Origin of the sequence: Sphingomonas radiodurans (assembly GCF_020866845.1) — a bacterium.
GTDB lineage: Bacteria > Pseudomonadota > Alphaproteobacteria > Sphingomonadales > Sphingomonadaceae > Sphingomonas > Sphingomonas radiodurans.
This window is the reverse complement of sequence record NZ_CP086594.1, coordinates 1,411,844-1,432,723: the sequence shown is the minus strand read 5'-3', so window position 1 is coordinate 1,432,723 and position 20,880 is coordinate 1,411,844. Positions and strand designations below refer to the sequence as shown.

Here is a 20,880-nt window from a genome sequence, read left to right as displayed (position 1 = left end):
ACGGATCAGTCCGGGAAGAACAGCGCCAGCTGCCGCCGCGCGTTCACGGCGAGATCGAATTCCTGCTCGACGTGCGCGCGCCCACGCCGTGCCATCGCCAGTGCCGCCTCGGGATCGTCGCGCACCCGCAGCAGCGCGGTCGCCAGCGCCTGTGGATCGCCCGGCGGCACCAACAGCCCTGTATCGCCGTCGCGGATCAGCTCGGGAATCCCTGAGATGTTGGTCGTGATCGCCGGGCGCTGGTAGGCGAGCGCCTCGATCATCACGTTGGGGATGCCCTCCTGCCGGCCGTTCGGGCCGATGACGCTCGGCGCGACGCAGACGCTCGCGGTGCGATACGCTTCGGCCACCCTCTCGAACGGCTGCATCCCGGCGAAGGTCACGCGATCGCCAAGTCCCAGCGCGGCGGCGCGCGCCTTCAACAGCTCCGCGTCAGGGCCGTGGCCGATCAGCGTGCAGCGCCAGTTCCCCAACCGCGCGTTCGCAATCACCAGCGCATCGAAGAGATGGCCGACGCCCTTCTTCGGCTCCAGCGCGCCGACGTACAGGATGTGGAACGGGTCCGTCGCCGGAACGGTCTCGACCGGATCGATCCGCCCGACATCGACCGACGAGTGGATCACATGCACCGCGCGGGCTCCCATCCCCGCAACCCGCTCGCGCACGAAAGCGCGCCCGAAATCGCTGACGGTGCGCACTGCCGCCGCTTCGCCAAGCTTCGCGGGCAGCAGCGCCTGGGTGCGAAACAGATCATGCGCGCGGCAGCTTACCGAATAGGGCAAGCCGCCCAGCCGAGCGCCCAGCCAGGCAGCGGTAGCGGGATGGCCGGCGAATTCGGCATGGACATGGGTAGCGCCCCAAGCCCGCGCATCCTGGGTGATCGCGAGCGCCTTCGGCACCAACGCGAGCGACTTGGCGGCAAGCTTCGGATGCCGCCGGTATGCCCACAGCATCTGCGTCACACTGCCGAGCAAGGCGCCCGGCCGACGCACCAGCGCGCGGCCAAGCGCGGCCGGTCGCCAAAAGCCGGGATCGACCGCGCGCTCCTTCAGCGGCGCGGCAAAGCCGTGCAGCGTCTGGCGCGCGCGATACGGCGCGAGATGGTACAGCCGCACCTCGACCCCCGCCTCCAGAAAGGTGACGAGGTCGCGATAGATGAACGTCTCGGTCGACTTGGGAAATTCGGTGACGATGACGGCAAGCTTCATCCGCGCCGCTCCTCGGCAGTGCGCAGCCGGCCACATTGGATCGCGATCGCCACCAGCAACCACAGATAGCGTAGATCCTTGTGCGGCATGAAGAAGCACGCCGCCATCAGCCCCGCGAGCGCTACCACTGCCGCCATGCCGAGCCGTGCAAGCTCGGGCGACCGAGCCTGCGCCGCCCGCCAAGCCGATCGCAGCGCATAGCCGAGCGTCGCGGCGAACAGCGCGAACCCGACCAGGCCATATTCGGTCGCGGCGTCGAGATAGGTATTGTGTAGCTCGCGCGGGAAGATCTCACGCCCCGGCATCCAGCGATAGGCGTCCGTCACATAATATAGCGGATAATTGCCCGGCCCCACGCCCCACACCGGGGATTGCTGGATCAGGTCGCCACCGATGCGCAGATAGGTGATCCGGCGATACAGCGTCGGATCCATCCCGAAATTGCCGATCGCGGCAAACCGATCGACCAGTGTCGCGGGCAGGAACGGGATCGCGGCGATGATCGCGACGATGCCGCCAAGCACCATCAGCGGAAAGAAACCGCGATGGCGGAATGACAGTGCGATTAGGCCCGCCCCCAGCATCAGCCCGATCAGCGCCGATCGCGCCGAGGTGAACACCAGCGCGACGCCGCCGAGCGCAACCACCCCGGCAAGCACGACGCGCCACCGTCGCTCGCCAGCGAACAGCAATCCGCCCGCGAGCAACACCGATACGAGCAGCATCTGCGCCGCCGTGGTGGGATTCTGGTCCGATCCGCCCGCCGAGCGCGCCACGCCCTCGAATCCCGCGGTGGTGGCGGCGATCGAGGTCGAGACGAGCCGCGTGCCGGTGCGTGATTCGATCACGATGATCGCTGCGGAGACGGCGCCGGCACCGATGATCGCCAGCATTACCCAGCGCATCCGTGCCGGCGTGTCGACGATCGCTAGCAGGCACAGTGCCGGCAGCAGCGCAGTCGCGAGCTTCTGGAGGTAATCCAGCCCCTCGGTGCGGTGCAGAGACATCGTCCAGCTGAACACCGCCCAGCAGAACATCGCCGCGATCAGCCGAGCGCCGGTGTGACTGCCACGCACCCCATGGGTAGTCGGCAGCAGCAGGGTCAGCAGCGTCGTGCCGAGCAGCGCGGCGAGGATCAGCTCGGTCGTGCCGATCGGCAGCCGCGCGGAAATCTGGTTGCCGAACGCATCGAGCTGAGTGAGCAGCGCATAGAGGAGGAGCGGGGCCATCGCGACCAGGCGCATCGTCGTCGCCGCTTCGGCGAACGACGGCGCGGGTGCGACGCGGTTAGCCGAAAGCGACGACATAGGCGGCGCGCGGCACGTCGACCGCATGGTGATTGCGCCAGTCGAGCGGATCGCCCTCGCGGGTCGCGAGCACCAAATGCGCGCTCGGTGGCATTGCGGCAAGCGCCTCTTGGGCTGCGGTCGCATCGAGCGGGCCGACATAAACGAACGGCTTGCCTGGCCGGTCGGCGCGCGCGCCGGCCTGCCGCCCATCGACCACCGCGAGCTGGATGCCCGCGCGACCGAGCATGAAATGCGTCAGCTGCGCGAGTTGCCGCGCATCCGCTTCATGAGTCACCGCACCGATGAACAACCCGCGCGCATCGGCGGCAAGCTGCTCGAACAACCATGTCCCGAACGTTCGCTGGATCGCGGCGGCTTCGCTGCTGGTGTAGGATTCACCATTTGCCGGGCGCGGCAGCGTGCCGGGAAAGCGTTCGTCGACCACCGGTGGGCGGGGCGGTTCGACAGCTTGGGATACGGGTACGGGGATTGGTTCGGGAGCGGGCGCGTCTTCCCGCTTCAGCGCCGCGCTGACCGCCACCAAGGGTGCGACAGAGGGCCGTCGTTTCACAGGTTCGCCAGGGTGGGATACGTGTGGGGGCGGAACTTCGGCCGATGCGGCTGGCACTGGCTCGGAGTGGATCGCGTGAAGTTTGGCGGTAGGACGCGATGTCGGCGTCGGTTCGGCGTCCGCTTCGTCAGCCACTGGCTCGATCGGTTCGACCCGCTCGTCCTCCTGCGCTGGCTCGGCGCGCGGCGGAGCAGGGCCGAGCAGCAGCAGCGCGCACGCCGCGAGCGCGCACCCGCCGATGAACCCCAACACCGTGTTGAAGAAGATCTTCGGGCTCGATCGCGTCTTGGGCGGCGTTGCGCGCTCGATCAGCTGGATCCGCGGGCCATTGGCGAGATTCTCGGTCTGGCTGAAGCTGACGCGCTCGGTGAGCGCGTTGACTTCCTGCTGAAGCAGCGCGGCACGCTCGTCGAGCGACTTCACGCGATCTTCCGATCCGCCGAGCCCTGCGATCTGCCGGTCGAGCTGGCCGATCCGCGCGGCGCGGATGGCTACGCTCTGGGCAAGGCCAGCGGCGCGCGGTGCCTCGACGGCCAGCGTCTGCTCGACCGTCGATTGCGCGCCGGTGAGCTTGCCGCCCGATTGCTGGCGCAGCGCGGCGACCTGGCTCTTCGCGGCGTCGAGCGCGGCGCGATCGGTGGTCAGCTGCGCCTGTTCGGTCAGTCGCGCTTCGAGCAGCGACGTCTTCTGCCGATCGAGGTCGACCACGCCGATCGACGATTTGAGGCCGCGGCTCTGGCGCAGCAACCCGGCAAGTTCGCTGCGCTTTGCGGCAAGCCGCGCTTCCAGCGTGCCGGCGATCTCGCGCCCAGTGCTGCGCGAGGCGCGCTCGGCGCGGGCGATGATCGCATCCGCCAGCGCATTGGAGAACCACGCGGCAGACCGCGCATCCTCCCACTCCACGCCAAGGCGGATCAGGTACGTGCCCTCGATCGTCTCGATCTTGGTATTCTCGATCAGCTCCTCGATGATTTCCTCGCGCAGCGGCACGACCGGCGCTTCGCCATAGTTGAGGATCGCCAGGATGCGGCCGGGCGAGAAGCTCGGCGGGCCGGTGTTGGCGGTGAGCCAAGCGCTCGGGCTCATGCCTTGTGCAGCGGCCGCCTCGGCGATGTAGCGATCGACGATCGGCTCGACGACGGGGCGCGTGTGCGCGAACTCGGCATAAGTGCCGAGCAGGACGCTGCCACCATCGAAGGTCGTGCCACGCACGAAGCGGCTGGCATACCCGAGCTCTTCCGCGGTCGGCACGATGTTGAGCCGCGCCGCGGCCTCGAATTTCGGTTTGGTCGCGAGATAGAACACGCTGATGCCCCACGCCATCAGCGTGGTGAGCGCGACGAGCGCAAGCACCAGCCGCCAGCGCGACAGGATCACGCGCAGATAGACAAGCCCTAACGCCATCAGGGCTGGATCAGTGTGACGGCGGAGCCGACGTTGATGCCATTGAAGCCGATGATCTGGCGTATCTGCCGCGATCGGTCGGCGTCGCGCGCGATGCCGGTCGGCGGCACGATCAGCACGGTATAGGGCGGCAGATAGTCGAGCGGCCGGGTACTGCCGTTGAGCGTCGCGGACAGATCAAGCATCCGCGCGACGAGCTTGTCGCCGATCGGCGTCATCACCACGACCCGCGAGAGATCGGCGTCGCGATTGCCACCGCCGGCGCGCGCGATGCCCTCGAACGGCGTCGTGCCGTCCCGATAGGGGAAATTGCCCGGCTTCACGACCTCGCCGAGCACGAAGATCTCCGGCGGCGGGGGCGGGCGGTTATATTCCAGGAGCGCGACCGACACCGTCGGGCGGGCGAGCTTCGGGCGATAGCGTGCCTCGAGCTCGGCCTGAAGCTGCGCCGTGCTCATGCCGCGGATCGACAGCGGCGGCAGCAGCGGCGGGCTGATCGCGCCCGACAATTGCACGCGCTGGTCGGTGTTGAGCTGCGGCGTGAACGGGAAGGAAAGCCGCACGAGATCGCCCGGGTGGAAGTCGCCATCCTGGTTCAGCCGATCCTCGACCATCCGCCCCGCCTCGCGCGCGAGATCGAGCGAGCCGGTGGTCAGCTCCACTTCGGGCGCGGGCGCATAGCGCACCGGACCGGCGCAGCCGGCGGTGGCGAGCACGAGGACACAAGCATTCAGGAAATGACGCATTGAACTCTCAACTAGCGCTACCGACCGCGATGCTATGGCGCGAGTGCCGTAACTTTACCGTTAAACCGGTGTTTGGCAGTTTCATGGGCAGGCAGGAGCGGCGCCATCTTCTCCCCTCCCGCTTGCGGGAGGGGTCGGGGGAGGGCGTGTTAAATCGCGCTACGTCACCCGCGTTAGCAGCAGCGCCTCGAACTCCGCGACCGATGCGGTGACAGTATAATGCGCCGCCGTCTCTCTTGCAGGCTCGCGCACCGCTAGCCGTTGGTCAGCGTCGGCAAGAAGCCCCCCGATGGCGTCGGCGAGCGCCGCCGGATCGTCCGCCGCGACAAGGAAACCGTTGCGCGCATGATCGATGAACGTCTCCGGTCCGCCCGCACGCGTCGCCAACACCGGCGTGCCGACCGCCATCGCCTCGATCAACACGTTGCCGAACCCCTCGCGACGTGATGACGAGACGACGAGGCCCGCGGCGGCCAGTTCGGCCGACAGCGAGTCGGTGGTTCCGGGCAGCGTGACGTGGTCGCCAAGCCCGAGCCGCGCCACCTGCGCGACCAGCGCATCGCGCAAAGGGCCTTCGCCGTAGATGGTGAGCGTGTACGTCACGCCACGCGCCTTCAGCAGCGCGGCGGCTTCAAGCATCGTGTCGAAGCCCTTCGCCGGCACCAGGCGTCCCGCGGCCACCACGCGCGAACCGTGACGCGGCTTGTCACCAAGCGGCGGCGGCGCCTCGCGCAGCACGGGATTGCGGACGACGACGACCGGCGCGCCGCGCACAGCCTCTCCGATCGCCGCGGTCGGCACTGCCACTGCTGCTGCACGTCGCGTCAGCAGCCGCGTTCCCGCCTGGCGCAGCAGCGGCCATTTCGCCTCGCGCCGGAACGCATCTGGTTGCGTATGTTCTGAGACGATTCGGGGCACTTTCGTCGGCGCAGCGAGCAGCGCGAGGTTCATCGCCGAGGTCGCCGAATAAGCGACATCGATCCGCTGTGCTGCCAGCGCACGCGCGATCCGTAACGGCCGCAACAGCGCCCGCCCGCCGCCGATCGCGATCACCGCCACGTCGCGCGGGAGGTGCGCCAGCAAATCGCCCTCGACCCGCCCGAGCAGAAGCACTGGCTGCCAGCGGCACCGGTCGAGCGCCTCGATCCAGTGCAGCACTACCCGCTCGGCGCCGCCGGTGCGGAAATGCGGCAGCAGGAAACCGACACGTTGCGCGCTCATCCGCGCTTCGCCCGGCGGCGCGCGACGATCTGCGCGGCGACGTCGCGCAGCGCCGCCATCTCGGGCACGCGCAGTGCGACCGCGGCGGCAAAGTAGACGAGCACGATCACCACGCCGAGCGCCGCCAGCAGCGCCAGTTCGCTATACAGCTTGTGCGGATCGGGGATCAGCCACAGCAAAAGCCACCCCGCCGCCGCCGCGATTCCCGCGCACGCCGCGGTCTGCACCAGGTCGGCAAGCTGCGCGCGCATCTGGAAATGGTGGAAGCGCCGCGCGGCCACGATCTGCGCGACGCCAAAGGTAAGCGCGGTCGCCACCGCCGCGCCATAGGCGATGCCCGGGGCACCCCAGATCGGCGCAACGATCGCCAATGTGGCTACCCGAATGGCCGTGCCGATCACCGCTATCAGCGTCAGATCACGCAGCGCCGGGGCGTGCGGATCGGCGTAGATCGAGGTGGTGATCGCGCTCATCGGCGCCAGGAAGACCGCCGCGGCGGCATAGCCGGCAGTGCAGGCTGCGGCGGACGCGATCGCCTCCGGGCCGAACGCACCATGGCCGAACAGCGCGCTCACCATCAGCGTCGCGCCGAGCATCATGCCCATCGACACCGGCGCCTGCGCGAACATGCCGATCCGCTGGAAACGCTGGATGCCGGCTGCGGCAGCCGCGCGATCGGATTGCTGCACTGCGCGGATCAGCTCTGGCGTCAGCACCGTCGCAAGGCTCGACATAACCAGCCCGGGCACAAGCGACACCAGCCGCGATCCATATTCAAGCGAGGCGACCGCACCATCGCCAGTGGTGGTCGCAAACCCGAAATCGAGCAGCGCCGTCGCCTGGAAATAGACGTTGATCACGATCGCCGCGGCCAGCCCGCCACCGGCGATCTCCGGCGCGGCGGGTTTCGTCTCGGCAGCGGCATCCCGCTGCCGGGGCCGAACGATCGACCACGCACCCGCAAGCAGGATCAGGAAGCCGATCACGCCAGCCACCAGCATCGTCCACGCACCCGCAACGATCCCGAGCGGCGGCACGAACAGCGCCAGCACGAGCACGAGGATCGCGCGCTGCACGAGGTTGGTGCCCTCGCTCAGCAGGTAACGCCGCCGCGCCTGCAGGACTGCGGCGAGCAGCGAGGCTACCACCGCGATCGGCAGCAGCGGCAGCATGATCCGCATCATGTCCGCTGTCAGCGTCTGTTGCTCGCCACGGAAGCCCGGCGCGAACAGCCGCGCCCACGCCGATGGCACCAGCATGCCGGCAACCATGATCAACGCGAAGCACGCGAGGAACCACCCCATCCGCCGCGGCAGATGCCGCACCGAGGGCACCTCGCCACGATCGACCGCCGCCAGCACCGGCGGCAGTACGATCTGCCCGACCAGCTTGCGGATCGTATCCGCGAACCCGACCGTCGTCCGCCGCGCGAGGAAAAACGCATCGAGCAGCCCCGAGGCGCCGAAGCGATTGGCGAGCAACACCGAAACGAGGAACGACAGCCCGAAATCCAGCGCACGGATCACCGTCACCACCAAAGCCGAACGCACCAGCATTCGCCCGCTGCTGAAGCGCGGGCGCCTCGCTGCAGCTACTTCCCGGTTCATGCGGCGCGCCGGCCCCGCGCAGGATCGCGCAGCCCTAAAGTGCCCTTGTATCGCGACATCAAAGTCCAGCGGAGGTGCAGCAGGTGGAAGTGACGCACCAGTAGCCCGCTCTCGCGATACCGGAAATGCTGATGGATACGATACGAAGCGCGGTTATCGCGATCGATCACGCAGAACATGCGCTCCACGGCCATCCCCAGCAGCACCTGCATCACCCAGCGCGCGAACATCAGCGCCGTGCCGCGCGGCCGTTCGACCGGGTCGAGCAGCCAGCTATAGAGATACGCCTCGCCAGGGGCGACGCGATAGCGCTCGCGCATCCGGGAATCGTGATGGTCCGACAGCGCCACCCAGGCGCAGCCGACCGCGATCTCATGCCGCAACACGAAGAAGCCGAGCTTGCCGATCGCCAAGCTGTCAATGAAATCGCGCCGCCGGTGCGCCAGAAACGGGCAGAGCGGCGGCACCTCGTCGTCATCGCGCAGAATGACGAAGCGGATGCTCCCGTCCGCCCGCACTGGCCCGAGCCGCGCATCCTCGCGGCGCAATTCCATCACCACGCTCGCGCTGTGCCGGAACACATGGTCGCCGATCGCCTTGCGGAGCGTCGCGGGCAGACCGTCGCGTGCAATCCGTTGGCGCAACGCCCGCCACTTTCCTTCAGCCACCGCCGGCACCCGACCGGCGCTTCAGGGTGCGATAGATGCGTCGCGCGCCGAGCAGCACGGTATGCCGCACCGGATCGAGCGCGGCGAATTGCATCGGCGGCATCAGCCGGCGGTGCGGCGCAAAAGCGTTCTTGAACTGCGCGCGGCCCGCTTCGCCCGGGTCGGTCGGTTCCGCCTCGGGCAGGCCGGCCAGGTCGAAGCCGACGCAGCCCATCGCGCGCGCGCGCCGCATCCCTTCCCACAACAGCGGATAGCCGGGCGAGGCGCCGTCGCGATCGACCGTCGCGAGCGACAGCCAGATTGCCTCGTCCGCCTGCCGCACGAAGGCATGCGCGCCGATCGGTGATCCTTCGCGCTCCGCCAGCAGCATCGCGCCACCCAGCGCTGCGATCAGGTCGGCCTGCGCGCGGGCGTTGGGCTGGCCCGAGCGATCGTAATCCGGCCGGCTAGCGGCGAAGGCATCGAGCAGGCGCTGATAGGTCGCAAGATCGTCGGAGTGTTCGACCGCGCGAACGACGATCCTGCCTTTGTCCGCCGCCTTCAGCGCCCGACGCGCGCGTTGCTTTAATCCGGCGAGCACCTCCGCCTCGGGCTTGTCGAGCCAGATGATGCCGGTCGCATGATGCAGCGCCTGTTCGTCGGGCGGCATCGGCGCAAAGCCGGCGTCACGCATCGCTTCGGCCATGATCGGCAGCGTGCGACCACGCACCCGGGGCCCGATCTGTACCGAGCAGCACCCCGCTTGCCGCAGCACGCGGCGCAGCTCACCAAGCACCACGCCAAGCCGCGCTGCATCATGCACGATCGGCCCACGCTGCACCGTCGCCAGCCACGCGCCCATCGCGAGCCGGGTGCTGCGGATCACGCACGCGCCAATCATTTCCGCATCGTCGAACGCCGCGAAGAAGCGCCAGTCGCGGCGCGCGTGCTGCGGCGCGGCGCGCGGCCAGGCGCGCGATTGCTGGTACGCCGCGAACGGGCTGCCCTGCAGGAACGCGTCGAAACGCGTCGCCTCCTCGCCATCGAGCAACGGCACGAGCTGCGAATGAATCGTCATCGCGGTAGAGAGATCTTCAGCGGCGACATTCACCATTTCTTCGCAAGCGTTGCGGTAATCGCCGCGTTAACAGGGGCTGATTGCGGAGAGGTTAAGTGCTGGCGGCGAGATCGGGCGACGCCTTTCATCTCGGTGATGCCTGGTTTGCCTGCTGGTCTGCCGCCTTTGGCCCCGTGATCCGCCAGAACGGCCTGACGCTCGTTGCAGGTCACGAGCGATTGGGCCCGATCAGCGTGCGGAGCCTGCGGAGCGCGACCAATCCGCATAGCGTGCATTACGATGTTGCTCCTGGCACGCCGGTGCCTGCCGATCTGCCGATGCGCCTGATGAGCGATCATGGCGCGGCCCTGCTGCGGTTCGAGTATATTGCCGAAGATGCCGCGTTGCTTGCGGCGGCCCGCGGCTGGTCGACGCGGTATCGCGTGCGGATCGCGCCACATGCACTCGCACCGGTGGTCGATTGTCGCAACGGCTACGATCGCTGGCTCGTTGCGCGCAGCAAGCGCATCCGGCAACGCCTGCGCCGCGACGGCAAGGAGGTATTCGGCACGCTCGGGATGACGACCGAGTTCCGCACCGACGACCCGACGACAAGCGATCTGTTCGACCAAATCCTGGCGGTCGAGCGATCGGGGTGGAAGGGGCGTGAAGGCACAGCAATCAGCGACAATCCTGCCGAGTGCCGCTTCTACACCGCGCTCGTGCGGGAAGCCGCGGCGGCGGGCGCACTGCACATCGCCTTGTTATGGCATGGTGAGCGGCTCGCGGCGTTCGAGTTCGGCATCCGCGGCGGGCGGCGCGTGTTTCTGCTGAAAGTGGGTTATGACGAGGCGTATGCGGAAATCTCTGTCGGCTATGTGCTAGCGGCGGAACACATCCGCCATTGCGTCGGCCATCCCGGGGTCGATTGGTACGACAAGATGGGCAACGGCATGAGCCCAGCAGAGTATAAATTGCGCTTCGCCGATCACAGCGATCCTTTGTATCGCGTGACGGTCTATGCGCCGGGCGTTCGGGGCAGGTTGGCTTACGCGCACGATGGCCTTCGCGCGCGGGCGAAGGCGTGGCGCGATGCGCGGAGGGACAGGGCATGACGCGCAAGGAGGAACGGCGCCGCCGCGTGTTACGCTGGAGCGCAATGCTGGGCGCCGGCATCGTTTCGGCGGCGGCGATCGTGCTGCTGATCCCGGGAGCGCTCGGGCTAATTGCCGCGGCATTGGCCGTGCTGCTTGCGCTGGTGGCGGGTCATCGCGTGATGATTGCCCCGCCAGGCGTCGCCATTCTGACGTATCACTCGATTAGTCCGCAACCCGGTTGGCTGCCGTGGTCGCGTGATATCGCCGTTCATCCCGATACCTTCGCGCGCCACCTCGCGACCCTCGATCGGATCGGCGCCAAGGTGATCGCGACACGCGAATTCGTCGAGCGACGGCGAGCTGGTGAGCCGGTGCCCGATCGTTCGGTCGTGCTGCATTTCGACGACGGCTATCTCGACAATCACCAGTATGCGATGCCGCTGCTGCAGCGCCATGCCATGCCGGCGACCTTTTTTCCGTCACTTGACTTTATCGAGCCCGACGATCGGCCGCGCCACGATGGCAGCGGCGAAGGCTATATGCGCTGGGCCGAACTCATTGATTTGCGTGCGTTCGGCTTCGAGGTCGAGCCGCACGGCGTGGACCATGCGCGCGTGCCGACGTCGGACAAGATCGTTGGCAGGCTCGATGCCGCGAACTGGCGCCAGCATGCCTGGATGCAATGGGCGGCGACGCCGGGGCCCAAGCACGACTGGTTTCGCATGGCGGCGCCCGCCGCGGTGCCGCTCGGCAGCCCGATCCCGGCATCCGGCTTGGCGCTCGCCGAACGCGCCTGGATCGGCAGCGCGCGCGAGGATACGACCGCGTTCGTCGGACGGATCGAGCGCGACCTCGTCGCCTGTCGGACGACTTTCAGCCAACGATTGGGCAGCCCACCGCGCATATTCTGCTGGCCCGAGAACAAGGTCGGCAACGAGGGTCGGGAGATCGCCCGGCGGCTCGGCTATGTGGCTTCTACCGGTGGCAAGAGGCGCAATACGGCCGAGGAACCAGCGGAGGTGCTCTCGCGCCTCCACATCGATGATCGCGCTTTAGGCTTTCGCTGGTTGCCTGCCGAAGCGCTGTACCTGCGTGCGTCGGTACGGCTGATGCAGGGCAACCATTATTGGTATCTGCTCCTCGCGCCGATGCAGGCGTTCAGACGCTTTATGATCGCGCTGCGTTCGCGCCTCGGCGATGATTTTTGTTAGTATTTCTGCCGTTAACTCTCTTTTGCCACGCAAAAAACCGAAAGAATTGTCATTGGCGGTATGCCGCGGCAGCCCTCAAACGCGATTCTAGATGACCGATCACGCACCTACCGAAGCTTTTCCGACCGAGCGGCGCCAGGATATGGCGCGGCGGGTGCGATTCGAAAGCGACATGCGCGGTGTTCCGCTGCATCTCGAGGTTCGGCGTGGCAGCTATGCACGGCGGCTGAAGCCTGTGTTCGACGCGGTGGTCGCGTTGGCAGCGCTGATCGTGCTGTCACCGCTGCTCGTGATCGTCGCGATCGCGATCAAGCTCGACGATCGTGGCCCCGTGTTTTTCATTCAACGTCGCACCGGATATCTCGGCCACCGCTTTCGCCTGTTCAAGTTTCGCACCATGGTGGTGGACGCCGAGGCGCTGAAGGCGAAGCTGCGCGCGCACAACATCCACGCGCCGGATTCGCCCGATTTCAAGCTTGCCAATGATCCGCGTGTCACGCGCGTCGGGCGCATTCTGCGCAAGACCAGCATCGACGAGCTGCCGAACCTGTGGAACGTCGTGCGCGGCGACATGGCACTGGTCGGCCCGCGACCGACGTCGTTCGATGCCAGCACCTATCGTATGCCGCACTTGCCGCGGCTTGCGGCGAAGCCGGGCTTGACCGGGCTGTGGCAAGTCTCGGGCCGGGCGAACATCGATTTTGACGAGCGCGCGGAGCTCGACATGCGCTACATCAGGTCGCTTTCCGCAAAGCAGGATCTGCACTTGATCGTCCGCACCATCAACGCGGTGAAGAAGGGTGATGGCGCCTGCTGAGGATCAGCGGCGGACCGTCACTGCGATATTGTCGAACCAAGCCATCGCCGGCACGGCATTCGAGTTTGCCGTAATGCCGATCTGAACGCGATCGGCGCCGATGCGTGGCGTGTCCGCCAGCGTTGCGCCGCGCGCGGCGAGCACTTCGCGCCCGTCGAGTAGGACGCGCGCCGCACCGGCTTCGCCGGGATCGAGTCGAAGCTGCCAGGTGATGCGATGCCAGCGGTCGGGCGCGAGTACGGGCGCATCGTCACGCGTCCAGGCGTGGCGGATGCCGATCTTGGCGCGATCGATGCGCAGGCGACCGCGTCGCAGGTATAGCCGAATGCCCGGATTGCCGCTTTCGCCGCAGATCGCGCACTCGACGTCGACCAGCTGCAGCGAATCGCGCGGGCTGGCGGCCGGGATGCGAAGATCGAACGCGATCGACAGCTGCGTGCCGGCCGGCATCGTCGCCACCCGTGCGACGAGATCGGCCTTGGCCACTGTTTCCCCCCGCTTCGGCCCCGCCGTGGCGAGCAATGCGCGGCCCGAACGCGCCGGCGCGGGCACCAACCGGACGCGCCCGTTGATCTGTTGCGCGAGCGCCCAGCGGCCCCCTTGGCCGATCCGCATGTCATGCTCGAAATCCTCGACGAAGCCGCCGCTCGAGGGGCCGGCGGCAAGCGCCAGGAGAGACAGCAGGACTCGCATCATGCCTGCTTCTGCGGCGTCCATTGTGCGTAGCGCCGCCCGATCGCGAACAGGATCGTGCCGGTGGCGAGCCCCGCGAGATGCAGCATCGCGCCATGCACCAGCTTGAGCGGTCCGCGCAGCCGCACCCCCGCCGCTCCCGCGAGCGCGACCAGTGCCGCACCGGTCAACCCCAAGGCGATGAGCGCCCACCACGCCGACCCCTGCACGCCGAGCCACCCACTGACCAGCCACAGTGGCAGCAGGCACAAGGGCGCGAGCCGTCGGCCTACCTTGTGCAGCACCAGCGCCGGCGCATACCAGCCGGTCACGAAGGGGTTCATCAGCGCGCGTCGGCGCCACAGCGCGGTGAGCCCGCGCACGGTGATCCGCACGCGGCGGCGAAACTGCTGCCGCCCGCCGCCGATGCTATGCTCCCAGACCCGCGCGTCATCGGCAAAGGCGATGCGATAGCCGGCCGCGACCGCCGCCGTGCTGATGTGGAAATCGTCGGTCACATCGGCCGGTACGATCGGGACCAGCGAGCGGCGGATGGCATACAGACCCCCGTCGGCAGAGATGCAGCCGAAAAGTCGGTCTTCCGCCCCGCGCAAGGCGGATTCATAGAGTCGAAACCACCGGTCAGCCCCCGAAAATCGCCCGCCTTTGCCCCGATCGCGGGGAATGATCGTCTCGACCCGTCCGGCGACCGCGCCGACCTCCGGATCGGCGAACGGCGCGAGAATGGCGGGGATCGTCGCCGCATCGAACAGTGGATCGGCATCCGTCATCACAATGATGTCGCCACAAGCCTTTGAAATAGCTATGTTAAGCGCAGCCGCCTTGCCGCCGCGCGGGCACCGCAGCACGCGCGCGCCCTGCGCCTCGGCGATCGCGGCGGTGTCATCGGTCGATCCATCGTCGGCCACGATCACTTCCGCCTCACCGCGCCATTCGGCAAGCGCCGCACCAACAGACGCGAGCTTATCGCCGATATTTGCGGCTTCGTTGTGCGCCCCGATGAGGATCGTAATGGACGGTAAGGCGCTGACTTGTGGTGTAAAACGCCGCGGCCGCGTCGCCGCCGCAGCGAGCATCAGCGCCGGATAGCCAGCGAAGATAGCTACCGGCAGCAGGAGAAGAGTCCAGGCGAGACACTGCATCGCGCCGCCTCTAGCGCGGGTCTCGTTAGGACAAGGCTAACATGGCGTCCCGTGCCTTCAGCCAAACGCCTGCGCCCCCCGCAATAACCGCCCCGGCGTCCGCCCAGTCCAGGCACCGCGTGAGAACGTCGGCACCCCCGACTTAACCGTAGCACGATACCCGCGGGGTTGCTGGAGCAGGCGTGTGCCGCCTGCCGGCAGATCCTGAACGATTTCCGGCGGCGCAAGCGCGAGTTCGTCAAGCGAGATTACATTTATGTCGGCGAGGTAGCCTGGCGCGAGCACGCCGCGATCGTACCAGCCGACATGCGCCGCGTTCTTTTGCGAATAGCCGTGGACGAGACGTTCGAGCGGGGTCGACAGCCCGGCCTTGTTGCCGCGCGACCATAAGGCGACCGTGGTGGTCGGGAAGCTGCCGTCGCAGATCGTCCCGCAATGCGCGCCGCCATCTGAGAGACCGTAAAGCACATGGTTGCCCGTCAACATGCCATGCACGTCGTCGAGGTTGCCGTGTGCATAGTTGATCAACGGCATGTATAGGAGCCGACGGCCGCCTTCTTCCATCAGCGTGTCGTAGACGAACGCTGCGGGATCGACCCCGGCGCGTCCTGCCTCCGCGCCAAGCGACTGGCTTTCGTGCGGTTCATAATCGACCGGGTCGGTCATCCGGAACATGCGGGTGAAGCCGCGCGTGATGATGGCGATGAAGCCCTCGCTTGCGTGGAAGGCGGCATGTTCTTCCAATATCGCGGCACGCACCGCCGGGTCAGCGAGCGCCTGCAACCGTGCGTCGATGCTGGCGCTCTCGGCGGCGATCCGGCGATAGGTGCGTGCGACGATGAATGGATTGGTGGTGGAGGCGAACGAGAGGATCGCTCCAATCGGGCGCGGTGCGACTTGCGCACTGACGGGCAGACCATCGGCGACCATCTGATCGATCTCTCGATAGATGCTCTTCCACCGATCGGGCGAGTCGTCGGTCTGCTGCACGGTGAACGACAGGCGGCGGCCGCTCGTCTCGGCGAGGCGGCGGATCAGCTGGAGTTCAGCGGTGGCGAACGCGTCGTCCGCCGTAAGATACGCGTCCGAGATCAGCTGGATCACACCCTTGCCGGTCTGCCGCAGCGCACCGACGATCCCCAGCAGTTCGGGATCTTCCGCGGTCAGCGTACCGATATTGAGGCCGTCACGGCTACGGTGGGCGTGCGTGCGCGATGTGGTGAAGCCGAGCGCGCCGGCCTCCATCGCTTCAGCGGTCAGCCGCGCCATCCGCTCGATCTCGCCCGTCGAGGGACGTTCAAGGTGATCGCCGCCGCGGTCACCCATAACATAGGCGCGGAGCGCGGCGTGGGGGAGGTGGGCGCCGAGATCGATTGCATATTCGCGCTGGCTGAGCGCGTCGAGATAGTCGGGGAAGCTCTCCCAATCCCATGTCAGCCCTTCGGCAAGCGCAGTGCCGGGGATGTCTTCGACGCCTTCGAGCAACTGGATCAGCCAATCGTGCTTGTCAGCGCGCGCGGGCGCGAACCCCACGCCGCAATTGCCCATTGCGGCCGAAGTGACGCCGTTGATCGAGGAGGGGGCGAGGACTTGATCCCACGAAACTTGACCATCGTAGTGCGTATGGATGTCGACGAAGCCTGGTGTGACGATGCAACCTTCGGCGTCGATCGTCTCGCGGGCGGGGCCGGAGGCGTCTCCGACCGCGACGATCTTGCCGTCGCGCACAGCCAGGTCACCGCGGAAGCTGGGGGCGCCGGTGCCGTCGACGATGGTGCCGTTCTTGACGAGCAGGTCGTACATGGTGGCTCTCCTAAGCTTATGTTTTGAATGTGTTTATTGGTCGCCGGCGACCGCTGCGACGGCGCGCAAGCGATCGACGATGACGGTGGTGTCCGGATGCGGGCCGGCGTCGAACATCGCGGCGGCGACGACGTGGCGGAGCGGGCCGTCATGCTCGACCGGGACGGCGACCCCGAGGATGCCGGCGTTGACGTGGCCGTGATCGAGCCCGATCGCGTCGCGCTGGGCAGTCGCGACTTCCGCGCGCCACGTCGTGTAATCGGGGACGATCGCCCAGGGCACTGCTTCGAAGCCGCGCTCCAGCGTCGCTTCGTCGAAATCGCCGCGGGCCGCGACCAGGCGCCCCATTGCGCCGAGCAGCATCGGCAGGCGGCGACCGATGGTGAAGGCGACGCGCATCGTCGCCGAGCTGTCGGCGACGTGAAGCAACTCGACCTCGTCGCCGACGCGGCGCCATAAGCCGATCGTGGCGTGCAGTTCCTGCGCGGCGGCGGCCATCGCGTTGGCGGCGCGCATCGCGGGATCGTCGCGCTCAGTGAGCGGCGCGGCGAGATCGGTGAGGCCGCTGGCGAGCGTGTAGCGTTTGGTTCGGCGGTCGAAGGCAACGAGTCCTTCGTGTTCGAGCGTGCGCAGGATGGCGTGCGCGGTGGAGGCGTTGATCGATTCCTCGCGGACGATGTCGGACAGGCGCAGCGCCTCGCGGTGGCGGCCGATGCAGCGCAGGATCGCGAGCGCGGTGATCACGGCGCCGACTGGCTTGACCAGGTCCGCGCGTTCGTCCCGGGCAAAGTCTAGGGACATGGTATGCCCGCTGGGGTTGGTGCCTCGACTGCGCTCGACACGAAGGGGGAAAGTGCGTGGGGCGGGGAGAGGTTGATTCATCGTGGCAAACCAAGAATGCGCGCCGCATCGGTCGGGCTAGCCAGCGGCCGCCCGGCGTCTGCCGCCAACGCCACCACTTCGGCAATCAACTCGAGGTTGCCCGGCTTGCGCTGGCCACCGAAGTCTTCCAGCCCGACGCGGACGTGACCGCCGCGCGCGATCGCGAGGCTCGCCAGGCCGGTCTCGATCACGCAATCGCCAATCGCCGCGACCGCCCAAGGCAACGACGATCCTTCGAGCAGCTCAAGATAGGCATCGAGCGCCTTTTCGGTCGGTGGCAAGCCGAAGGTTACGTCGCTGCGCTTGCCATCGAGGAAATTGTATCGCCCGCCGAAATAGAGCTTCACGAAAGCGCCGGCAGGCAGCTTCCCCGCCTTCTCATAGGCGAGCGTGGTGCGCAGCCAGCCGGGCTCGTAGATCGCGATCGCTGGGCCGAGCTTTTCCTCGTGGTGCAGGTCGGCGAGCCAGGCGATGTCGCGGTATGACGTGGCGTAGACGATCGAGGCACCCGGCAGGCCGTTCGCGCCATGCGTGCCGAGGTTGACCGAGCCCGGATCGAACGCGCCCATCCGCACGCCTGCCACTGCGAGCCCGCGATAGTGGCCGAAGCGGGCCTCAACATCCGGCCCGGTCGCCACCGTACCCCACAAGATCGCGTCGGGCCGCGCGGCGAGCACGGGCGCATAGCCTTCCATGTAGCGCACCACCGCCGCGCCGCCGGTCATGTCCATCCGCTCGATGTGCGTGTGGACGATCGCCGCACCCGCCTCCATTGCGGCAAGGGCTCCGGCGGTGATCTCCTCCGGCGAGACCGGCACGTTGGGATTCCGCGCCTTGGGCGTCGCGCCGTTGAGTGCGGCTTCGATAATCAGGGGTTCCACGCTGGTTAGGCCGCTACCGCCTCGCGGATGGGGCGAGCGACGGGGGCCGGTTGCCGCCCGCGGATCAGTTTGCCGGGCAGCAAGTCTGTCGCCTCGTCGTTGGCGTAGATCACCTGGCCGGACTTGATCGTCGCGACATAGCCCTTGGCCTTCTGCATCAGGCGGCGCGCGCCGGTCGGCAGATCATAGACCATGTACGGCTTGCCGAGTTCGAGCGCGTCGAAATCGATCACGTTGACGTCGGCGAGATAGCCGGGCGCGATCAACCCGCGATCCTCGAGGCCGACGGCGAGCGCGGTGTCGCGGGTCTGTTGCTTCACGGTGTCCGCAAGGTCGAGCAGCGGGCCGCGTGTGCGATCGCGGCACCAGTGTGTGAGCATGAAGGTGGGCAGGCTGACGTCGCAGATCGCGCCGACGTGCGCGCCGCCGTCCGACAGGCCGGATAGCGTATTGGGATTGGTGATCATCGCGTGGACGTTGTCGAGATTGCCTTCGACGTAATTGTGCATCGGGAAGAACAGGAAGGCGCGGCCTTCGTCCTCCAGCAGCGCATCATAGACGAGCTCGTCGGGGTGGAGGCCGAGCCGCTCGCCCTCGGCGGCGAGGCTGGTCGAAGGATCGGGCTCGTAATCGACGCGGTCGGTGATGCGGAACATCTTGTGCTGCGCGCCGGCGACCGAGTTGACGAAGGGGTGATCCTTCATCGGCATCTCGGCGATCAGCCGCGCGCGATAGTCTGGGTCACGCATCCGGGCGACCTTCTCGGCGAGCGGTAGATCGGCGATCTCGCGATAGCTCGGCCGGCTGATGAAGGGATGGACAGAACCCTGCAGCCCGAGCATCAGCCCGACCGGACGGCCGGCGATCTGCGCCTTGAGCGGATAGCCCTCGGCGACCGAGGCATCGAGTCGCTCGGTCAGCTGGCGCCACTGGTTGGGGACGACGTCTGCCTGGACCATCGAGAAACTGAGCGGCTGGCCGGCAATCTTCGTCAGGTCGCGCACGAGGCTGAATTCCTCGTCCATGTCCTGAAAATCGGAGACCCACTGAATCACGCCCGATCCGGCGTCGGCAATGCCGCGGGCGATCGCCTCCATTTCCGCACGCGCGGCGCGGACGGTAGGGGTAAGATCGCCGTCAGCTGTGCGGTGGACCATCGTGCGCGTGGTGGAGAAGCCGAGTGCGCCGTCGCGGATCGCTTCGGCGGTCAGCCGGCGCATTTCTTCGTTTTCTTCCGGCGTGGCAGGATCGCGGTCGGCGCCGCGCTGGCCCATCACATAGACGCGTAGCGCGCCGTGCGGCACCTGGACAGCGACGTCGATGTCGTGCGGCAGCTGGTCGATGGCGTCCATGTACTCGCCGAAGCTCTCCCACTCCCACGACAGCCCTTCGTGCAGCGCGGCGCCGGGGATGTCCTCGACGCCTTCCATCAGGCGGATCAGCGTGTCGTGATCCTGCGGGCGGACGGGGGCGAAGCCGACCCCGCAATTGCCGACGACGACGGTCGTCGCGCCGAGCGTCGAGGACGGATCCATTCGCGAGGCCCACGTGATCTGGCCGTCGTAATGCGTATGGATGTCGACCCAGCCGGGGGTGACGAGTTTGCCGGTGGCGTCGATCTCGCGCCGGGCGGAGCCTTCGACAGCGCCGAGCGCGACGATCCGGTCCCCGTCGATCGCGACATCGCCGCGATAGGGCGCGGCGCCCGAGCCGTCGACGATCGTACCGTTACGAATGATCAGGTCGTGCATGACGCCCTCTCCCATGATTTATTTGGGGCGACGGTGACTTCGACGTGCGGGTGAGGCAAGGTTTATTCGCGTGGAAGAACAACATTCTCCATACAGAATACGAGAGAGGAATAGATATGCAGGCGACGGCAGCGATCGATCAGGTGAGCCGCGACGACAGCGACGTACTTTACGACCTGCTGCGCGAGCGGCGTTCGGTGCGCGGGTTCAAGCCCGATCCGGTGCCCGCGGCACTGCTTGAGCGCGTGCTCGACATGGCGCAGCTTGCGCCGTCGAACTGCAACGTCCAGCCGTGGACGGCGCACGTGGTTTCGGGCGGTGCGGCCGAGCGGATGCGGACCGTGCTGCACGATGCTGCGAAGAGCGGCACCAAGATGACGCCGGACTTTCCTCTGACCGGCGCATACCCGGGCCATTATCGCGGGCGGCAGATCGACGCCGCGAAATCGCTGTTCGCGGCGACGAACGTGGCGCGCGAGGATGTGGCGGCGCGGACCGAGTCGTTCCTGCGCAACTTCCTCTTCTTCGATGCGCCGCACGCGATGTTCCTCTTCATCCCGGCGTGGGCGGGGATGCGCGAGGCGGCGGATTGCGGGATGTATGCGCAGTCGTTCATGCTGGCGCTGACCGCCAATGGTCTCGCCTCGTGTGCGCAAGGCGCGCTGAGCCATCATGCCGAGATCGTGCATCGCGAGCTGGGGGTGGGGGACGATCAGAAGCTGCTGTTCGGCATCGCCTTTGGCTATGAGGACGCGGCGCACCCGGCGAACGCGGCGCGGACAGTGCGCGATCGGGATCATGTGCTGCACGACTAATTCGACACGACCGGGAGGGGAGGCTGGGCGCCCAACCA

The 20,880-nt window shown here is 67.3% G+C and carries 18 protein-coding genes; 4 read left to right on the top strand and 14 right to left on the bottom strand.

Annotated features, from left to right (window positions below):
• Positions 1–5: 5 nt before the first annotated feature.
• The 8 genes from LLW23_RS06925 to LLW23_RS06890 all read right to left on the bottom strand — a co-directional run bounded on the left by LLW23_RS06925 (position 6) and on the right by LLW23_RS06890 (position 9,771).
• Positions 6–1,208 carry a glycosyltransferase family 4 protein gene (locus LLW23_RS06925; RefSeq protein WP_228948032.1) on the bottom strand — a complete coding sequence of 401 codons (1,203 nt, stop codon included), beginning with the start codon at positions 1,206–1,208 and terminating at the stop codon, positions 6–8.
• Positions 1,205–2,515 (bottom strand): O-antigen ligase family protein, encoded by a 1,311-nt coding sequence (locus LLW23_RS06920; protein ID WP_228948031.1) that lies wholly within the window; start codon positions 2,513–2,515, stop codon positions 1,205–1,207. The genes LLW23_RS06925 and LLW23_RS06920 overlap by 4 nt, the downstream gene beginning before the upstream one ends.
• Positions 2,496–4,472 carry a hypothetical protein gene (locus LLW23_RS06915; RefSeq protein WP_228948030.1) on the bottom strand — a complete coding sequence of 659 codons (1,977 nt, stop codon included), beginning with the start codon at positions 4,470–4,472 and terminating at the stop codon, positions 2,496–2,498. The genes LLW23_RS06920 and LLW23_RS06915 overlap by 20 nt, the downstream gene beginning before the upstream one ends.
• Entirely contained in the window at positions 4,472–5,218 is a 747-nt protein-coding gene (locus LLW23_RS06910; RefSeq protein ID WP_228948029.1) for a polysaccharide biosynthesis/export family protein, read from the bottom strand. Before LLW23_RS06910 ends, LLW23_RS06915 begins: the two co-directional genes overlap by 1 nt.
• A gap of 159 nt (positions 5,219–5,377) precedes the next feature.
• Positions 5,378–6,439 (bottom strand): glycosyltransferase, encoded by a 1,062-nt coding sequence (locus tag LLW23_RS06905; RefSeq protein WP_228948028.1) that lies wholly within the window; start codon positions 6,437–6,439, stop codon positions 5,378–5,380.
• Positions 6,436–7,995, bottom strand: coding sequence for a murein biosynthesis integral membrane protein MurJ (gene murJ, locus LLW23_RS06900; RefSeq protein WP_228948027.1), 1,560 nt, complete (start codon positions 7,993–7,995; stop codon positions 6,436–6,438). The genes LLW23_RS06905 and murJ overlap by 4 nt, the downstream gene beginning before the upstream one ends.
• A gap of 47 nt (positions 7,996–8,042) precedes the next feature.
• The gene (locus LLW23_RS06895) at positions 8,043–8,714 is read right to left on the bottom strand and encodes a hypothetical protein (protein WP_228948026.1); all 672 of its coding nucleotides are present in this window, start codon (positions 8,712–8,714) and stop codon (positions 8,043–8,045) included.
• Positions 8,707–9,771, bottom strand: a complete 1,065-nt coding sequence (locus LLW23_RS06890) for a lipid II:glycine glycyltransferase FemX (RefSeq protein ID WP_228948025.1) — start codon at positions 9,769–9,771, stop codon at positions 8,707–8,709. The genes LLW23_RS06895 and LLW23_RS06890 overlap by 8 nt, the downstream gene beginning before the upstream one ends.
• 95 nt (positions 9,772–9,866) lie before the next feature.
• On the opposite strand from LLW23_RS06890, the gene LLW23_RS06885 reads away from it, so the two are divergent.
• The 3 genes from LLW23_RS06885 to LLW23_RS06875 all read left to right on the top strand — a co-directional run bounded on the left by LLW23_RS06885 (position 9,867) and on the right by LLW23_RS06875 (position 12,875).
• On the top strand, positions 9,867–10,865 hold the full coding sequence (locus LLW23_RS06885) for a GNAT family N-acetyltransferase (protein WP_228948024.1): 999 nt from the start codon (positions 9,867–9,869) through the stop codon (positions 10,863–10,865).
• The gene (locus LLW23_RS06880; protein ID WP_228948023.1) at positions 10,862–12,058 is read left to right on the top strand and encodes a polysaccharide deacetylase family protein; all 1,197 of its coding nucleotides are present in this window, start codon (positions 10,862–10,864) and stop codon (positions 12,056–12,058) included. The genes LLW23_RS06885 and LLW23_RS06880 overlap by 4 nt, the downstream gene beginning before the upstream one ends.
• A gap of 91 nt (positions 12,059–12,149) precedes the next feature.
• Complete coding sequence (locus LLW23_RS06875) at positions 12,150–12,875, top strand: sugar transferase (RefSeq protein ID WP_228948022.1); 726 nt, start codon at positions 12,150–12,152, stop codon at positions 12,873–12,875.
• 3 nt (positions 12,876–12,878) lie between these two features.
• Here the strand turns inward: LLW23_RS06875 and LLW23_RS06870 are convergent, their stop codons facing one another.
• From LLW23_RS06870 to LLW23_RS06845, 6 genes are all read right to left on the bottom strand, one after another.
• Complete coding sequence (locus tag LLW23_RS06870) at positions 12,879–13,571, bottom strand: heparin lyase I family protein (protein WP_228948021.1); 693 nt, start codon at positions 13,569–13,571, stop codon at positions 12,879–12,881.
• The gene (locus LLW23_RS06865; protein ID WP_228948020.1) at positions 13,568–14,710 is read right to left on the bottom strand and encodes a glycosyltransferase; all 1,143 of its coding nucleotides are present in this window, start codon (positions 14,708–14,710) and stop codon (positions 13,568–13,570) included. Before LLW23_RS06865 ends, LLW23_RS06870 begins: the two co-directional genes overlap by 4 nt.
• Before the next feature lie 57 nt (positions 14,711–14,767).
• Complete coding sequence (locus LLW23_RS06860) at positions 14,768–16,513, bottom strand: N-acyl-D-amino-acid deacylase family protein (RefSeq protein WP_228948019.1); 1,746 nt, start codon at positions 16,511–16,513, stop codon at positions 14,768–14,770.
• A 33-nt stretch (positions 16,514–16,546) separates the two neighbouring features.
• Positions 16,547–17,314 (bottom strand): IclR family transcriptional regulator, encoded by a 768-nt coding sequence (locus LLW23_RS06855; RefSeq protein WP_228948018.1) that lies wholly within the window; start codon positions 17,312–17,314, stop codon positions 16,547–16,549.
• A 77-nt stretch (positions 17,315–17,391) separates the two neighbouring features.
• On the bottom strand, positions 17,392–18,276 hold the full coding sequence (locus tag LLW23_RS06850) for a BKACE family enzyme (RefSeq protein WP_228948017.1): 885 nt from the start codon (positions 18,274–18,276) through the stop codon (positions 17,392–17,394).
• A 5-nt stretch (positions 18,277–18,281) separates the two neighbouring features.
• Positions 18,282–20,027: an N-acyl-D-amino-acid deacylase family protein gene (locus LLW23_RS06845; RefSeq protein WP_228948016.1), complete on the bottom strand. Its 1,746-nt coding sequence runs from the start codon at positions 20,025–20,027 to the stop codon at positions 18,282–18,284.
• A gap of 116 nt (positions 20,028–20,143) precedes the next feature.
• On the opposite strand from LLW23_RS06845, the gene LLW23_RS06840 reads away from it, so the two are divergent.
• On the top strand, positions 20,144–20,842 hold the full coding sequence (locus tag LLW23_RS06840; RefSeq protein ID WP_228948015.1) for a nitroreductase family protein: 699 nt from the start codon (positions 20,144–20,146) through the stop codon (positions 20,840–20,842).
• Positions 20,843–20,880: the final 38 nt, after the last annotated feature.

What these genes read in the sequence shown, in the direction of transcription:
- murJ (WP_228948027.1), bottom strand. Translation starts at nt 7,995, where the DNA reads ATGCTGGTGCGTTCGGCTTTGGTGGTGACGGTGATCCGTGCGCTGGAT.
- LLW23_RS06890 (WP_228948025.1), bottom strand. Translation starts at nt 9,771, where the DNA reads ATGACGATTCATTCGCAGCTCGTGCCGTTGCTCGATGGCGAGGAGGCG.
- LLW23_RS06910 (WP_228948029.1), bottom strand. Translation starts at nt 5,218, where the DNA reads ATGCGTCATTTCCTGAATGCTTGTGTCCTCGTGCTCGCCACCGCCGGC.
- LLW23_RS06915 (WP_228948030.1), bottom strand. Translation starts at nt 4,472, where the DNA reads ATGGCGTTAGGGCTTGTCTATCTGCGCGTGATCCTGTCGCGCTGGCGG.
- LLW23_RS06925 (WP_228948032.1), bottom strand. Translation starts at nt 1,208, where the DNA reads ATGAAGCTTGCCGTCATCGTCACCGAATTTCCCAAGTCGACCGAGACG.
- LLW23_RS06865 (WP_228948020.1), bottom strand. Translation starts at nt 14,710, where the DNA reads ATGCAGTGTCTCGCCTGGACTCTTCTCCTGCTGCCGGTAGCTATCTTC.
- LLW23_RS06870 (WP_228948021.1), bottom strand. Translation starts at nt 13,571, where the DNA reads ATGATGCGAGTCCTGCTGTCTCTCCTGGCGCTTGCCGCCGGCCCCTCG.
- LLW23_RS06845 (WP_228948016.1), bottom strand. Translation starts at nt 20,027, where the DNA reads ATGCACGACCTGATCATTCGTAACGGTACGATCGTCGACGGCTCGGGC.
- LLW23_RS06875 (WP_228948022.1), top strand. Translation starts at nt 12,150, where the DNA reads ATGACCGATCACGCACCTACCGAAGCTTTTCCGACCGAGCGGCGCCAG.
- LLW23_RS06840 (WP_228948015.1), top strand. Translation starts at nt 20,144, where the DNA reads ATGCAGGCGACGGCAGCGATCGATCAGGTGAGCCGCGACGACAGCGAC.
- LLW23_RS06860 (WP_228948019.1), bottom strand. Translation starts at nt 16,513, where the DNA reads ATGTACGACCTGCTCGTCAAGAACGGCACCATCGTCGACGGCACCGGC.
- LLW23_RS06920 (WP_228948031.1), bottom strand. Translation starts at nt 2,515, where the DNA reads ATGTCGTCGCTTTCGGCTAACCGCGTCGCACCCGCGCCGTCGTTCGCC.
- LLW23_RS06855 (WP_228948018.1), bottom strand. Translation starts at nt 17,314, where the DNA reads ATGTCCCTAGACTTTGCCCGGGACGAACGCGCGGACCTGGTCAAGCCA.
- LLW23_RS06905 (WP_228948028.1), bottom strand. Translation starts at nt 6,439, where the DNA reads ATGAGCGCGCAACGTGTCGGTTTCCTGCTGCCGCATTTCCGCACCGGC.
- LLW23_RS06880 (WP_228948023.1), top strand. Translation starts at nt 10,862, where the DNA reads ATGACGCGCAAGGAGGAACGGCGCCGCCGCGTGTTACGCTGGAGCGCA.